Source organism: Pseudomonas sp. PF05, assembly GCF_056521845.1.
This window is the reverse complement of the sequence record NZ_JBWLPW010000002.1, coordinates 240,230-254,708: the sequence shown is the minus strand read 5'-3', so window position 1 is coordinate 254,708 and position 14,479 is coordinate 240,230. Positions and strand designations below refer to the sequence as shown.

Annotated in this window: 13 protein-coding genes; 9 read left to right on the top strand and 4 right to left on the bottom strand. The window is 60.9% G+C overall.

The genetic code is table 11. From position 1 onward, the window contains the following. The first annotated feature begins 177 nt into the window (after nt 1-177). Genes acsA through AC09SL_RS06145 form a run of 5 tightly spaced genes read left to right on the top strand, consistent with a single transcriptional unit; the run spans nt 178 to nt 5,358 of the window. Entirely contained in the window at nt 178-1,941 is a 1,764-nt protein-coding gene (acsA, locus tag AC09SL_RS06165; RefSeq protein WP_058545870.1) for an acetate--CoA ligase, read from the top strand. Continuing rightward, nucleotides 1,938-2,921 (top strand): pyruvate dehydrogenase (acetyl-transferring) E1 component subunit alpha, encoded by a 984-nt coding sequence (gene pdhA, locus AC09SL_RS06160; protein WP_058545871.1) that lies wholly within the window; start codon nt 1,938-1,940, stop codon nt 2,919-2,921. The genes acsA and pdhA overlap by 4 nt, the downstream gene beginning before the upstream one ends. Beyond that, a complete protein-coding gene (locus tag AC09SL_RS06155) occupies nt 2,918-3,946 on the top strand; it encodes an alpha-ketoacid dehydrogenase subunit beta (RefSeq protein ID WP_058545872.1) in 1,029 nt (342 codons plus the stop codon). The genes pdhA and AC09SL_RS06155 overlap by 4 nt, the downstream gene beginning before the upstream one ends. A 3-nt stretch (nt 3,947-3,949) precedes the next feature. Further along, nucleotides 3,950-5,068, top strand: coding sequence for a dihydrolipoamide acetyltransferase family protein (locus AC09SL_RS06150; protein ID WP_058545873.1), 1,119 nt, complete (start codon nt 3,950-3,952; stop codon nt 5,066-5,068). Nucleotides 5,069-5,079: 11 nt separating this feature from the next. Next, on the top strand, nt 5,080-5,358 hold the full coding sequence (locus tag AC09SL_RS06145; RefSeq protein WP_058545874.1) for an acyl carrier protein: 279 nt from the start codon (nt 5,080-5,082) through the stop codon (nt 5,356-5,358). 147 nt (nt 5,359-5,505) lie between these two features. Here the strand turns inward: AC09SL_RS06145 and AC09SL_RS06140 are convergent, their stop codons facing one another. Together AC09SL_RS06140 and AC09SL_RS06135 are read right to left on the bottom strand one after the other, a co-directional pair. After that, the gene (locus tag AC09SL_RS06140; RefSeq protein ID WP_058545875.1) at nt 5,506-6,471 is read right to left on the bottom strand and encodes a ribose-phosphate diphosphokinase; all 966 of its coding nucleotides are present in this window, start codon (nt 6,469-6,471) and stop codon (nt 5,506-5,508) included. A 113-nt stretch (nt 6,472-6,584) separates the two neighbouring features. Beyond that, entirely contained in the window at nt 6,585-7,151 is a 567-nt protein-coding gene (locus tag AC09SL_RS06135) for a phosphoribosyltransferase family protein (protein ID WP_058545876.1), read from the bottom strand. Nucleotides 7,152-7,473: 322 nt separating this feature from the next. On the opposite strand from AC09SL_RS06135, the gene AC09SL_RS06130 reads away from it, so the two are divergent. Genes AC09SL_RS06130 through AC09SL_RS06120 form a run of 3 tightly spaced genes read left to right on the top strand, consistent with a single transcriptional unit; the run spans nt 7,474 to nt 9,777 of the window. Continuing rightward, on the top strand, nt 7,474-8,364 hold the full coding sequence (locus AC09SL_RS06130; RefSeq protein WP_058545877.1) for a universal stress protein: 891 nt from the start codon (nt 7,474-7,476) through the stop codon (nt 8,362-8,364). Nucleotides 8,365-8,420: 56 nt separating this feature from the next. After that, a complete protein-coding gene (locus AC09SL_RS06125; protein ID WP_058545878.1) occupies nt 8,421-9,125 on the top strand; it encodes a phosphoribosyltransferase in 705 nt (234 codons plus the stop codon). Next, the gene (locus AC09SL_RS06120) at nt 9,118-9,777 is read left to right on the top strand and encodes a dienelactone hydrolase family protein (RefSeq protein WP_058545879.1); all 660 of its coding nucleotides are present in this window, start codon (nt 9,118-9,120) and stop codon (nt 9,775-9,777) included. The genes AC09SL_RS06125 and AC09SL_RS06120 overlap by 8 nt, the downstream gene beginning before the upstream one ends. A 17-nt stretch (nt 9,778-9,794) precedes the next feature. On the opposite strand, the gene AC09SL_RS06115 is transcribed toward AC09SL_RS06120, so the two are convergent. Both AC09SL_RS06115 and AC09SL_RS06110 read right to left on the bottom strand, forming a co-directional pair. Further along, nucleotides 9,795-11,162, bottom strand: a complete 1,368-nt coding sequence (locus tag AC09SL_RS06115; RefSeq protein WP_058545880.1) for an erythromycin esterase family protein — start codon at nt 11,160-11,162, stop codon at nt 9,795-9,797. A 144-nt stretch (nt 11,163-11,306) separates the two neighbouring features. Beyond that, complete coding sequence (locus AC09SL_RS06110) at nt 11,307-11,954, bottom strand: BON domain-containing protein (RefSeq protein ID WP_058545881.1); 648 nt, start codon at nt 11,952-11,954, stop codon at nt 11,307-11,309. A gap of 239 nt (nt 11,955-12,193) precedes the next feature. Between AC09SL_RS06110 and AC09SL_RS06105 the strand changes: the two genes are divergently transcribed. Beyond that, on the top strand, nt 12,194-14,476 hold the full coding sequence (locus AC09SL_RS06105) for a heavy metal translocating P-type ATPase (protein ID WP_058545882.1): 2,283 nt from the start codon (nt 12,194-12,196) through the stop codon (nt 14,474-14,476). Nucleotides 14,477-14,479 lie beyond the last annotated feature (3 nt).

Here is a 14,479-nt window from a genome sequence, read left to right as displayed (position 1 = left end):
ATTTATCAACGTCAGGCAAATGCCAGCGGCGCACCCTGAGTCGACGCTGGGGCTTGATCCGGCGAGGACGAATCGATGGGTCGACGAAGACGTTCGCCCCCTGCTGTTGGTCGCTGTAACAAGCGCCGGTCGGGGGCGTTCGCTGTGTTGAACCGTTCGCGACTCAAAGAGGCGATCATGCATCCGTCAATCATCGATAAACCCCTGGACCGCTTGCCCGTTGCGCCGAACTGGGTCGATAGCGTCCAGGCGCGCGAGGCTTTTTCCTGGCAAGAAGAGGGTCGCGCCCTGGCCGGTTTGCCGGGCGGTGGATTGAATCTTGCGTATGAGGCTGTGGATCGGCATGCGCAAGGTGCGCATCGACGGCATGCAGCTTTGCGCATTCTTGATCGCAATGGTGGCTGTCGCGACGTCAGCTACGCCCAACTGAGCACCCAGAGCAACCGATTTGCCAATGTATTGAAAACCCTGGGCGTGGTGCCAGGCGACCGCTTGTTCGTACTCTGCGGCCGGGGGTTGGAACTGTATCTGGGCGTGCTCGGCGGCCTGAAGCTCGGCTGCGTGGTGTCGCCATTATTCTGTGCGTTCGGCCCGGAACCCATCGAGACCCGCTTGCATCTGGGCGGAGCCAGTGTGTTGCTGACCAGTGGAACGCTCTACAGGCGTAAGGTCGCGGCCATTCGCGAACGCTTGCCGGCACTCAAGCATGTGCTGCTGTACGAAGAAGATGATGGGGACACGTTGCCTATGGAGGGGACGCTGGATCTGAGTTCGCTGCTGGCGCAGGCAGAGGAGGCGTTTACCGTCGTCAATACGACAGCCGACAGCCCCGCGCTTTTACACTTCACCAGCGGTACCACCGGCACCCCAAAGGGCGTGTTGCATGCCCACGGTGCGGCGCTGACTCATCGCGTCACCGGAAAATACGCCTTGGATCTGCACCCCGATGATGTCTATTGGTGCAGCGCCGATCCGGGTTGGGTGACCGGTACTTCCTATGGGATCTTTGCGCCTTTGCTGTTGGGTGTCACCAGCGTGGTCGAGGGCTGTGAATTCGACGCCGAGCGTTGGTATGGAATACTTGAACAGCAACAGGTAACGGTCTGGTATACGGCCCCGACGGCTATTCGACTCTTGATGAAGGCTGGTGCAGCGTTGGTGCGCAGCCATCATTTTCCGAGCCTGCGATTTATTGCCAGTGTCGGCGAGCCGCTTAATCCCGAGGCCGTCTGGTGGGGCAAAGAAGTGCTTGGGCTGCCGATCCATGACAATTGGTGGCAGACCGAAACCGGCGGCATCATGATTGCCAACACGGTCGCCATACCCATCAAGCCCGGGTCCATGGGCAAGCCATTGCCCGGGGTCGAGGCAGCCATTGTCGCAAGAACCGAACAAGGCGGGCTGGTGTTTCTGGAGGACAACGAGGTCGGCGACCTGGCCCTGAAACAGCCTTGGCCTGCCATGTTCCGTACCTATCTTGGACAGGAGGAACGTTATCGTCAGTGCTTTGTCGGTGAGTGGTACCTGAGCGGCGATCTGGTGCGTCGCGATGCCGATGGTTATTACTGGTTCATTGGACGCAGCGACGATGTCATCAAGTCGGCGGGGCACCTGATCGGTCCGTTTGAAGTTGAAAGCTGCCTCATGGAACACCCCGCCGTGGCCGAGGCTGCGGTCATTGGCAAGCCCGACCCTCTGCTGGGTGAAACCGTGAAGGCCTTTGTTTCGCTCAAGAGTGGCTTGAGTGCCAGCGCGACCCTGCACGACGAATTGCTCGGTCATGGGCGCAAGCGCCTCGGGGCGGTCGTTGCGCCCAAGGAACTGGAATTTGTCGAAGCACTGCCACACACCCGTAGTGGAAAACTCATGCGTCGTCTGCTCAAGGCCCGTGAACTGGGTTTGCCTGAAGGCGATACATCCAGCATGGAGCGTGCGCCATGAGCCTCCCACCACGGACCCAGGACATTGCGCTCGACTTGCTACGGGACATGGTGCGCATCCGCCGTCTTGAGGAGCGGGCTGGCGAGCTGTACGGCGAGGGCAAGATTCGTGGCTTTCTGCACCTGTACATTGGCGAGGAGGCGGTGGCGGTCGGTGTCCTGCATGCACTGGCAGCCAACGACGCGGTGGTTGCGACATATCGCGAACACGGCCACGCCCTGATCAAGGGAGTCTCCATCAATGCCATCATGGCCGAGATGTATGGACGCCAGGAAGGATGCTCCCGCGGGCGAGGCGGCTCAATGCATCTGTTTGATGCCAGTACTCGGTTCTTCGGCGGCAATGCCATCGTAGCCGGTGGCCTGCCACTGACGGTGGGCATGGCGCTCGCTGAACGCATGCAAGGCGGGTCGCGTGTATCGGTGTGTTTTTTTGGTGAAGGCGCGATGGCGGAAGGGGCTTTCCATGAGTCCATCAACCTGGCCGCATTGTGGCAACTGCCGATGCTGTTTTGCTGCGAAAACAATCTCTATGCGATGGGGACTGCCCTGGACCGTTCGCAGTCGCAAACGGATCTGTGTGCCAAAGCATCGGCGTACAAAGTCGATGCCAGGTCCGTCGATGGCATGGACGTGATCGCCGTGCATGAAGCCGCTTGTGATGCGGTCGAACACATCCGCGCGGGGCGTGGGCCTTTTTTCCTGGAATGTCGCACCTATCGGTTTCGCGCCCACTCGATGTTCGACCCACAGTTGTATCGGGACAAGGACGAGGTGGAGCAATGGAAGGCGCGTGGGCCGATTCATGCATACAGTGCCCGGCTCAAGGCCGAAGGCCTTCTGGACGAACCCGGGTTTCTGGCGATCCTGAGCCAGGTGGACGCTGAAGTGGAGGCCGCTGTTACCTATGCCGAAAACGGTAGCCTGGAGCCGCTCGAGGACCTGTCTCGCGATGTCTACACCCCAAGGGCGACGCCATGAGTACGCGTATGAGCTATCGCGAAGCGCTTCGCGAGGCAATGCGTGAGGCGCTGGAGCGGGACCCACGGGTATTTCTGATGGGCGAAGACGTCGGCCGCTATGGTGGCAGCTATGCCGTCTCCCTGGGGTTGCTTGGGGCGTTTGGTCCCGAGCGTATCCGAGACACGCCATTGTCCGAGCTGGGTTTCGTGGGGGCCGGTATTGGGGCGGCGTTAGGGGGGATGCGACCGATCGTTGAAATCATGACCGTGAACTTCAGTCTGCTCGCCCTCGATCCGTTGATCAACACGGCGGCAGCCTTGAGGCACATGTCCGGCGGACAGTTCTCCGTGCCCTTGGTTGTGCGGATGGCGACAGGCGCCGGACGCCAGCTTGCCGCGCAACACTCCCACAGCCTGGAGGGTTGGTATGCACATATCCCTGGCTTGAAGATCCTGGCGCCGGCGACCGTTGAAGATGCGCGCGGCATGCTCTGGCCAGCGCTGGAGGATCCAGATCCGGTGCTGATATTCGAACATGCCCAGCTCTACAACCTGGAGGGCGAGACGGGTGAGTGGGAGACGGTGGATATCAACCGCGCCAAGGTACGCCGAGCCGGCAAGGACCTGACCTTGATCACCTATGGCGGCACCCTCGGCAAGGCCCTGGCGGCCGCGCAGGAGTTGGCCGCCGAGGGTATCGATTGCGAAGTCATCGATCTGCGGGTTTTGCGCCCGTTGGATGACGAGACGCTGATGGCTTCGGTCTGCAAGACCCATCGTGCCCTGGTGGTGGACGAAGGGTGGCGCAGCGGCAGCCTGTCCGCCGAGATCATTACGCGGATCATAGAGCAAAGCTTTTTCGAGCTGGATGCTCCGCCGGCCCGGGTGTGCAGCGCCGAGACGCCGATACCTTATCCGCGCCATCTGGAGGAGGCGGCCTTGCCCCAGGTGTCGACGATCGTCGCGACCGCTCGTCAACTGTGCCAAGGGCACCAGGGTGAGCACAGTGACGCGGGGTATTCGGATTCCGGGCCAGGAAGTTAGACGATGATCGAGTTCAAACTGCCCTCTCTGGGGGCCGATATGGATGAAGGCATGTTGCTGGAGTGGAAAGTCCATCCGGGCGATGTGGTCAAGCCGGGTCAGGTGATTGCTGTCGTCGATACCACCAAGGCCGCCATCGAAGTCGAATGCTGGCATGACGGCACGGTGTCGCAACTGTTGATCGACGTCGGCGCCAAAGTCCCTGTGGGCACTACCATCGCCTGGTTGGCGGAACCGGGCGAAAAACCACAGGCCCCGGAACGCACAACGACTGCCGCGCCTCTGCTGATCGAAAAGCCAGCCCCGCACGACAGGCGCCCGCGGATTTCTCCGGCGGCGCGCAAGCGTGCTGCCGAGTTGGGGGTCAGTACCGAGGATTTGAAAGGCCATGGTCCTCAGGGGGCCATTACCCTGGAGGACATCGAGGCAGCCGCCCGCGTGGCGCACACCCCGGATCCCGTGCAGGCCATGCGGCACACCATCGCTGCGGCCATGAGCCGTTCAAAACGCGAGATTCCCCATTACTACCTCAGCGAAACCATCGCCCTGGGCAAGGCCATGGCCTGGTTGCAGGCGCACAATGCGCAAAGCACGCTCGAAACGCGCCTGTTGCCCGGTGTCTTGCTGCTCAAAGCAGTGGCGCTGGCCTTGCGCGACTATCCGCAGCTCAATGGGTTCTGGCTGGATAACGTCTTCAAACCCGCACTCGATACAGACCTTGGGGTGGCAATCAGCCTGCGCCAGGGGGGACTGGTCGCGCCGGTTCTGCATCATGTGGCAGATATTTCCCTGACTCATTTAATGAGCGAACTGGCCAGCCTGGTGGAGCGTGCCCGCAACGGATCCCTGCGTAGCTCCGAACTGGGAGGCGCTGGCATGACGGTTACGCAACTCGGCGACCAGGGTGTGGACAGCGTATTGGGGGTGATCTACCCGCCCCAGGTGGCCTTGGTCGGTTTCGGCCGTATCAGTGAGCGCCCGTGGGTGAACGATGGCCAGCTGTGCGTCATGCCAACGGTCATTTGCAGTTTGTCGGCCGATCATCGAGTCAGCGATGGTCATTACGGCGCACGCTTTCTGAGCGAAGTCCGTCGTTTGTTGCAGACGCCAGAGGCGCTTTGAGGAAAGGACATATGAATCGGAAAATGATCCGTGATGAAGTATTGAAGGCCTTGAAAGGCATCGCCCCGGAGCTTGAAATCGAGCAGTTGCGTCCCGATCGGTCACTGCGCGAGGAGGTGGATCTGGATTCCATGGATTGGCTTCGTTTCATCGAGGCCATTGATCGAAGGCTGGGCATGACAATTCCCGAAAGCGATTACCAACACGTGGACACCCTGGACAAGCTCATCACCTATCTGGAGCAAACAGGACGCTCCTCCACACCTGAGCCTTCGACCCACAAGGGGTGAATACGACATAACCTTCTTTGAGGAACGCACCGATGAACATCGACCAAGCGATCTACGGCCGTCGCTCGACACGCGATCGATCCTCCGTAAAGTGCCGCAGATCCGTTGGCTAGGCTGATCCAGGCGGGGCATCAGTGATCCACGTGTTCACAGGCGATCAAATGCACCATTCTCCGCCAGGAACGTCGCGACCAGGCCGGTGCTGTCGAGCACTTGCAAGTGTTGTGTGACGCAGTCGGGCGGCAGGCGAAACGGCGCAACGGTGTCGGTAATCGCGATGTGCTGGAAGATCGGCGGGTCGAACAGGTGACGGCCAGCGGTAAACAAACCATGGGTGGCGGCGGCGAACAAACGTGTGGCGCCGGCCTTCTGACAAGCCAGGCCAGCATGTTTGAGCGTGTCCCCGGTGCTGATCAGGTCATCGAAAACAATGGCGGTCTTGCCGGCAACATCGCCGATCAGCAGGCTGCCCGTGAGCGTGGTATGGGTACGGTGCTTTTCCATCAAGGCGCTGCCGACCGTACGCCCCAGCTGCCGCTCCAGGGCCTGGCGAAAGTGTTCGGCGCGCTTGGTCCCTCCTGAGTCCGGCGACACCACCACCACGGCGGTGTCGCCGACTCGTGTGGCGAAATGCTCGGCGAACAGTTCTGAGCACTGCAGATTCCATGCAGGCAGGCGAAACGCGTTATCGAACGCGGCGGGATTATGCACGTCCAGGGTCTGCAGGCGATCCACGCCACAGGCTTCGAAAAACGACGCCACGTAGCGGGTGATGATCGGGTCTTGAGGCTGGCTGCGGCGGTCCTTGCGCCCGTAGCAGAGATACGGTGAAACCACCTGCACCTGGCGCGCGCCGGCATCCTTGAGGGCGCCGCAAAAAAACAGCAGGCGACACAGCTTATCGTTGGCGCTCTGCCGGCCATCGCCGTACAAGGCGTGGAAGACCACGACCTCGCGACCGTTTACCGGATCCAACGGCCGACACTTGTGCTCGCCGTCTTCATAGTCACGTTCCTCATGGCGTGCCAACGGGCAAGCAAGTCGTTGAGCCACGCGAGCGGCATAGTGTTCGCTGCCTTGCAGGGCAAAAAGAAGGGGGGGCAGGGTAAGCATGCAAGACTCCTCTGAGACTGCCGGCAATGGCGCCTCATTTCAGTGGCACGTATCCCTATGCATGTTTGCCATTGCGAGCCTGCATGGCCCACCGGCCTTGATCGAGCGCATCCTCAACGGGCGGCGCCATGGCGCACCACCTCAATGCAATACGTCTCTTCGAAAGGCGGCACATGGCATTCGACGATGTCATCGGCGGCGACCTGCAAATGTATGCCAACAATGTCGGCCCGAATCGGTTGCTGGCATATATGCCGGTCCACCAGTACGGCGGTATGGACGCGGCGTGCCCCCAGTTGCGCCAGGTACGCGCAGGTGCGCAAGAGCGAATGGCCTTCGAAGAGCACATCGTCGACCACCAGCAACGTGGTATTGGCCAGGTCGAGACCGCCCAGGGCCGGGTTTTCGGTCAATTGGGTGTAGGTATGCAGCACTTGCAGGTCGTCGGCGTAGCGCTTGACCTGGAGAGGGTAAAGAGGCAGTTGCGGCTGGCCGGTCCGATGCGCGATGTACTCGCGCAACCGTTGAGCCAGCGGTTCGCCCCGGCGCTGGATACCAATCAGTGCTGCGTGGGTCGGGGGCAGGAGGGTCGCGGCCTTGCGCGCCATTACCTGCAGCACGTCATCCAGCTCGTTGCTGTCATACAGGCGCACCCGCTGACTGGCCAATAGGATCGTCATCGCCTTTCTCCTGTCCGTAGACCATGGGTTATGTACCCAAGGTAATCCGGTTGCCACTGACGAGATTGACATTGATCAATCGCGGTCCAAACAAAGGCCGGTGATTGACGAGGGCGAACCGCCAACCCGTCCCGACACGCATGCGCCGTTGAAGGCCTGGTCGTCGAAAGTAATTGATATATATCAACGCCACGGTCGCCCTGACGGAGGATGGTGAATCTACAACGAAGGTGCCCGTTGCAGCGGCAGATACGACAATGGCCCGCGGTGACAGGCAGTGACAAACGTGCCAGTTCCTATGCAAGTTCCATGGAGTCCGATCATGAGCCAGTATCAACGGTTATTGCTGATCATCAACCCGGCCCTGCGCCACTCCCATGCCCTGGGACACGCTGCGGCCCTGGCCAAGGCCAGCGGTGCGAGCCTGCACGTCGCCGCCTTGATCCCTTCCTGGAAACTGTTGTCACTGCTCGAGGAAGGTGACCGGGAGCAGGCGCGCGAAGGCTACCTGCAAGACCATCGCGATTGGCTCAAGAACCAGGCGAATCACCTGCGCGACAGAGGCATCGACGTGACGACGGAGGTGACTTGGGCTGATGACATGCAGCAAGACATTCTCGATCACGTCACCGAGATGCAGCCCGACCTGTTGATCAAGCAGGTGCAGCACGAGTCAGCGTTCAAACGGGCCTTTTTCACCCCCCTGGACTGGCGCTTGCTGCGCCATTGCCCGGTACCGGTGTACCTGCTGGGTGAAAGCGACCGTCCCTTGCCACGCAAGGTCGTGGCGGCGGTCGACGCGTCCAGTACCCTGGCGCAAGACAACGAGCTCAATGAGCGGATCATCCAGCAGGCATGCGGACTCGCCATCCAATGCGATGCCGAGTTGCACTTGCTGTACGCCTGCGACATTTCGATGGTGTACATGGGCGATATGGGCGGCGGCGGTCTAGCGCTCTCGGATCTTGGCGAGCAGTTGCGCAAAGAACATGAAAAGTCCTTTTTCGACCTGGCTGACCGACATGGCGTGGCCGCTGAGCGACGTCACTTCATTGAAGGGCACCCTGTCGCGGTGCTGAGCGCGTTCGCCGATGAGCAGCATATGGATGTGATTGTGATGGGCAGGGTCCAATCCCATGGCCTGGACAAGCTTTTGGGCAGCACGACCGAACATACCCTGTACCAGGTAACTTGCAGCGTCCTGGCCATCTAGCGCGACCAGGATCGTCCATAACGAAGCGACAGGCATCATTGCCTCAGGAGGTTCCCATGATTCAGAGCCCCTCATTGCAAACCACTTTGCCGAACCGCACCGAGGCCGGTCGGCGGCTGGTCGAGCCCTTGTTCAAATATGCCAACAGACCTGACGTCATCATCCTTGCCTTGCCCCGTGGTGGCGTCCCGGTGGCTTATGAAGTCGCGACGGCCCTGAACGTTCGCCTGGACCTGATGCTGGTGCGCAAGCTTGGCGTCCCGTCGCACCCGGAGTTCGCCATGGGCGCCATTGCCAGTGGTGGCATACAGATCCTCAACGACGAGGCGCTGCGGGTGCACCCGATCGACCGCGCCAGTTTCGATGCCGTCGTCGCCCGGGAAACGCAGGAACTGTTGCGGCGCGAACAGGTGTATCGGGGTAATCGCCCCCCGTTGCAGCTCAAGGACCAGGTCGTGATCCTGGTCGACGACGGCCTGGCAACCGGTTCCTCCATGATGGCCGCGGTCCATGCGGTACGCGTGCAGTCCCCGGCGCGCATCGTTGTCGCGGTGCCGGTTGCTCCCCTGGAAACGGTTGAGGCGTTGCGCAGCGAAGTGAATGAAGTGATTTGCCCGCTCATCCCCGAGTGGATGATGTCGATTGGTTATTGGTATTTGAGTTTTGCCCAGACGTCGGACGATGAAGTCATCGATCTCATGCACCAAGCCTGGCAGCGGGAAGCGGCGAGCGGTTGCACGACGGAGCATCCTGATGCTTGAACCTCAATCTCGAACCATCGACTTGCCAGGCGTCGAGTTATCGGCCGATCTGCGTTTGCCGGCGAACACCCGTGCCCTGGTGATCTTCGTCCATGGCAGCGGCAGTGGGCGTACCAGCCCACGTAATCAATACGTGGCCGATGTCCTGGCCCGTCGTGGCCTGGGTTCGCTGTTGTTCGACCTGCTCACGGAACATGAGCAGCGTATGGACAATCTGACCGGCGAGTTGCGCTTCAATATCCCCCTGTTGGCCCGGCGCCTGATCCATGTGATCGACTGGGTTGGCCGCAACCCTGAACTGCACGCGCTGCGGATCGGACTGTTTGGCGCCAGCACCGGCGCAGCTGCGGCGCTGGTGGCGGCGGCCGAGCGGGTGAATGCGGTCGCGGCAGTGGTCAGCCGGGGAGGGCGAACCGACCTGGCGGGGCCGGCGTTGCTCAAGGTAGAGGCGCCGACCTTGCAGATTGTCGGTGCACTGGACCCGCTGGTGTTCGACTTGAATTGTCAAAGTCGCCAGGCCCTTCGGTGCGAGCAGGCATTGGAAGTCGTGGCGGGTGCCACGCATCTTTTCGAAGAGCCGGGCACCCTGGAAGAAGTCGCCAGGCTAGCCGGCGACTGGTTTGAAAAATACCTGCTGGCTTCCACCCCCTAAGCAGGCTGCCTACCTCCTCATACGCCAAACGGATAGGTTTCGTCTTCCGGTTCCAGTGGCTGGTTGTGCGGCAGGGGCAGCGCCGTGACCGGCGTGGTTTGCTCGAACCAGATCATGGCATCGAATTGTTCGGCCAGTACCGACTCGAAGTAATGGCTGGAACGCTCGCTCTCGGGGCGGTAAATCACCCCGATGGCCCGCTCCAGCAAAGGAGGGGACAAGACCCGTCGCAGCTCTTTTCGCTGCGGGTCCCGCCAGTCGGTCAGGGACGCCGCAACCCCAGCTTTGAGGAACTGATGTTCCCAACTGTCCGGTCGGGAAGGGCGAATGTCCTTGATCCGCATCTCACCGTCCCAGTCATCGGCGGCAGCCACTTGGCCTCTGTCGGTGGCCATGCCGATCAGGACGGCGTCGCGCCCAAAGGTGCTACGGCACAGCTGACCGATGTTGAACTGCCCCTTCCAACCCATTTCCGTGGCGCCTGCGTGGCCGATATGGGAGTTGTGTGCCCAAACCACCGCCTTGGCGTGCGGCCCCCGATGTTCGAGCAATGCACGCAACGTCTCGAACATGTGTCGGTCCCGCAGGTTCCAGGAGAGCGTCGATCCTCGATAAACCGCGCGGTAATACTGTTCCGCCGCCACCACCACCCTGGCGTTCTGCGTTGCGTTGAAGAACGCTTCGTCGTCGCGAATGAGCCCGGCCAATTGCTCGGCAAGCATGACGTTGAGCTGCTCGACCACCGGTTGCTCGCAGGGCATCACACCGTCGCGCTCGACAAAATGGCCATACAGCGCGGGATCATCCTGCCACGGGGTCAAGCAACCATAGCGTCGCCGGGCTTCATGGGCCAGCTGCGGGTCGACCCGCTCCAAATAGCTCAGCACCTCATGAATGGAGTTGCGCAAGCTATAGACGTCCAATCCGCGAAACTCGACGCGCTGCTCGGCAGCCAGTCGGTGATTGTGCTCATGAAGCCAATGGGTGAAGGCCTTCACTTCGCTGTTACGCCACATCCAGGTAGGGAACCTGCTGAAGATATGGCGCTTCCACGCCGAATGCGCCAGCCCCCGGACGTACTGGTCGACATGGCCGGCGTCCGGCCAATCGGCCTCAACCGCCACAATGTTGAACCCGTGACGCTCGATCAGTCGTTGGGTAATCGCCGCCCTGGCTCGATAGAATTCGTGGGTTCCATGGCTCGCCTCGCCGATCAGCACCACCCGCGCGTCGGCGTAGCGATCGAACAGTTCGGCAAAACTGGGTGAGTCCAGGTCCGGCAGTGGTTCTGCGTATTGACGCAGCAAAGGGACTATGTGGGCTCTATCAACGTGATATTGCCGGCCATAGAGCTTTTCCATCAGTTTTTGCGAAGGTGAGTTCATGAACGTCATCCCTCAAAGTTGAGCACGCAGGTGGAATATCAAAATCCCTGAGAGAAGGTAATGCTGTTCAGTTCAAGAGTAGATTCAGCTACTTGCTTGAGTGAACAGCGTTGCGGGGCCAAGGGGTTCTTACGGGCTACAGTTTCAGGCGATCAGCAAATGATCCTCCACCTTGTTGACCCCCGGCACAGACCAGGCGGCCCGTTCCGCGATCTGGCGTTCACGCCACAGATGCACTCTGCCTTCAAGCTTGACCACACTGCCTTCAACCTTGATTTGAATCGCCTTGGCGTCGATTTCGGCATTGCGCTTGAGCGCTTCTTCAATGCGCCGCTGGATATCGGCCACGGCCACCTGGGGACGAAGCGTGAGCCGGTTGTCCACGCCGACCACCCCCGAAAGCTTGCGTACGGCCCGTTCTGCCGTTTCCTTCTGGTACTGCCAGTCCACCTGGCCTTCCAGGCTGACCCAGCCGTTCTCCACGATCACCTTGACAGCGCCTATTGGAAGATCGGAACTCCAATCAATGATGTGCAGTGCGCGACTGGCGATGGCGTCATCCGCTGTACCGGCATCCTTGTTCAGTCTTACCTGGATTTCTTCGGCCACTGCGCGCACGCCTTTCACCGCCTTGACGGCACGTTCGGCACTGACTTTCTGGGCGTAGTCGCTGACGTGCCCAGTCAGGGTGACAACCCCATTGTGAACTGTAACGCCAATTTCCGCGGCATCGATGTGGGGTTGGAATTCAAGCTCTTCCAGGATGGTGTTACGCAGGCTCAGGTCGCTCATGACGATGTCCTCGGTAGAAGGGGCAGGAGTCGCCCGTTCCTCTTTTTTACCCTCGGTCAGCGTCAAGACATTGAGCTAGGTCAAGTGGGTAACAGTGCTCGCTGGCCGTTGATCGCTAGGATCGATAGGGTAAGGGCCATGTCCCGACGGGCAACGACACGGAAGCGGGGCGAGCCCTGAGCGCGCTGCCAAGATTCGCACAACGAGGCAGGCCAATCGTTTTTGAGGAAGTTTTTCTTATGCTCGATAAATGGCTGGACCCCGTTCTCTTGCTGCTCACCGCACTGACGCTGCTGGCTGGGGCCATTGCGCATGTTGCACAGCAACCCGAATGGGCGTCGATATGCTGGGCGGCGGGCAGCCTGGTAATGGCTGGGGTCCTGCTGGTTGAAATCCTCAAGCGCCTGTCCCGGGGCGAGAGCGGTGTCGACCTGATCGCCCTGCTGTCGATCACCGCCGCTCTGGTCTTTGGGCAGGCCCTGGTGGCCGCGCTGATTGCCTTGATGCTGGCGAGCGGCCGGATCCTGGAGTTCTTCACCCGCCAACGTGCCGAGCGGGAGCTCAGTGCGCTCATCGATCGGGCGCCACGTTTCGCTTGGGTGCAGGAGGAGGACGGCCTACGCAAAATCCCCGTTGAGCAGGTACAGCCCGAGCAAACATTACTGGTGCGGCTGGGGGAAGTGATTCCGGTTGATGGTCGCTTGCTGAGCCCTGTGGCCATTCTCGACGAATCGGCGCTCAGCGGCGAATCGTTACCGCGGACGCGCCGGGAAGGCGAGCAACTGTCCAGCGGGGTTTCCAATGTCGGTGACTCCATCCTGCTCATCGCCACAAGCACGGCGGCGCAAAGCACCTACGCCGGGATCGTGCGCCTGGCCGAGGCGGCACGCCATTCGCGGGCGCCTTTCGTACGCCTGGCTGACCGTTATGCGCTGTTCTTCATCCCCTTGACGTTGCTGATGGCAGCCACGGCTTGGTACATGAGTGGTGATGCCTTGCGGGCACTGGCGGTGCTGGTGGTGGCCACACCGTGCCCTTTGATACTGGCAGTGCCGATTGCCATCATGTCCGGTATCTCGCGGGCGGCGCGGCGCGGAATACTGATCAAGGATGGCGTGACCCTGGAAGCGCTGGCCGGCATTAAACAGGTATTCCTCGACAAGACCGGCACCTTGACCAGCGGGCATGCCCGCTTGCAGTCGATCGAGACGAACGGCCCCATCGATCCGCAACGCCTGCTTGGCCTGGCCGCTTCACTCGCCCAGGCTTCGACGCACCCCATCTCCCAGGCCATCGTCGACGCGGCGCATCAGCGCAAACTGCCGCTCTTCGTCCCGCAAGGGGTAGAGGAGAGTCCCGGTGCAGGGCTGTCTGGGCAGGTCGACGGTGTACAGGTGCGTTTTGGCACATTGTCGTTTGCCAATCACGATGCGCCCGTGAGCGACTGGGCCACCACCATGCTGCGCCACATGGATTACCAGGCATGCAGCGCAAGCTTCATCGCCGTGGATGGCAAGCTCGCTGGCCTGCTGGTCTTTTTGGACACCGTTCGGCGCGAAACCCCGCAAACCCTGCGTCGACTGCGCAATAGAGGGATTGAACGGATCGTCATGCTCACCGGGGATCGCCTGGAAACGGCCGAAATGATTGCCCTGTCCGCCGGGATAGATGAACTGCGTGCCGGGTTGAGCCCCGAGGATAAAGTGCAGGCTGTACAGCAGGGTTGCCTGCGCGCCAGCACATTGATGGTCGGTGATGGCATCAACGACGCCCCCGCGCTGGCGGCGGCCAACGTCGGCGTGGCGATGGGGGCCAGCGGTGCCACCGCTTCTGCGCAAGCGGCGGGCGTTGTGCTGCTGGTCGATCGCCTCGATCGCCTGGTCGAGGCATTGGACATCGCCCGGCGAACCCGTTTTATCGCTCGTCAAGGCGTGCTGGTGGGGATGGGAATGTCATTGCTGGCCATGGTGCTGGCGGCCCTCGGTTATCTACCGCCGCTGGTTGGCGCCGTGGTGCAGGAGGGCATCGACGTGGTGATCATCGTCAACGCCTTGCGCGCCTTGGGGCCGCTGCAAGCGCTGGGGAAAAGAAAGCTGGCCGCTGAGCACATTGATCACCTGCAAGCTGAACACCAGCAACTCGGTGCTTTACTGAGCGATCTGCACCGAATGGCCAACGACTTTTCCCAGCGACCACCTGAACAGGCACGGACTGATCTGGCGGAGTTGGTCAGCCTTCTGCAGACATCACTGGCGCAGCATGAGCGCGAAGATGAGCACACACTGTACCCACTGCTGATACGAAACATGACAGGCGAGGACCCGCTATCGGCCATGAGCCACGTCCACCGGGAGATTTTTCGGCTTATTCATCTGCTGGCGCGCATGAGCGACGACTTCAGTTGCGCCCCCGCCACGGCAACTGCCGATGAGATCCAGCATCAACTGATCCGCCTGGACACCCTGGTGCAACTGCATTTTGAACAGGAGGAAGAGCTGTTTCGTTACTTGGATTGGCGCTAGCGA

Coding starts and splice junctions, on each gene's coding strand:
- AC09SL_RS06120 (WP_058545879.1), top strand. CDS start 9,118: ATGCTTGAACCTCAATCTCGAACCATCGACTTGCCAGGCGTCGAGTTA.
- AC09SL_RS06145 (WP_058545874.1), top strand. CDS start 5,080: ATGAATCGGAAAATGATCCGTGATGAAGTATTGAAGGCCTTGAAAGGC.
- pdhA (WP_058545871.1), top strand. CDS start 1,938: ATGAGCCTCCCACCACGGACCCAGGACATTGCGCTCGACTTGCTACGG.
- AC09SL_RS06115 (WP_058545880.1), bottom strand. CDS start 11,162: ATGAACTCACCTTCGCAAAAACTGATGGAAAAGCTCTATGGCCGGCAA.
- AC09SL_RS06130 (WP_058545877.1), top strand. CDS start 7,474: ATGAGCCAGTATCAACGGTTATTGCTGATCATCAACCCGGCCCTGCGC.
- AC09SL_RS06150 (WP_058545873.1), top strand. CDS start 3,950: ATGATCGAGTTCAAACTGCCCTCTCTGGGGGCCGATATGGATGAAGGC.
- AC09SL_RS06140 (WP_058545875.1), bottom strand. CDS start 6,471: ATGCTTACCCTGCCCCCCCTTCTTTTTGCCCTGCAAGGCAGCGAACAC.
- AC09SL_RS06125 (WP_058545878.1), top strand. CDS start 8,421: ATGATTCAGAGCCCCTCATTGCAAACCACTTTGCCGAACCGCACCGAG.
- AC09SL_RS06135 (WP_058545876.1), bottom strand. CDS start 7,151: ATGACGATCCTATTGGCCAGTCAGCGGGTGCGCCTGTATGACAGCAAC.
- AC09SL_RS06105 (WP_058545882.1), top strand. CDS start 12,194: ATGCTCGATAAATGGCTGGACCCCGTTCTCTTGCTGCTCACCGCACTG.
- AC09SL_RS06155 (WP_058545872.1), top strand. CDS start 2,918: ATGAGTACGCGTATGAGCTATCGCGAAGCGCTTCGCGAGGCAATGCGT.
- AC09SL_RS06110 (WP_058545881.1), bottom strand. CDS start 11,954: ATGAGCGACCTGAGCCTGCGTAACACCATCCTGGAAGAGCTTGAATTC.
- acsA (WP_058545870.1), top strand. CDS start 178: ATGCATCCGTCAATCATCGATAAACCCCTGGACCGCTTGCCCGTTGCG.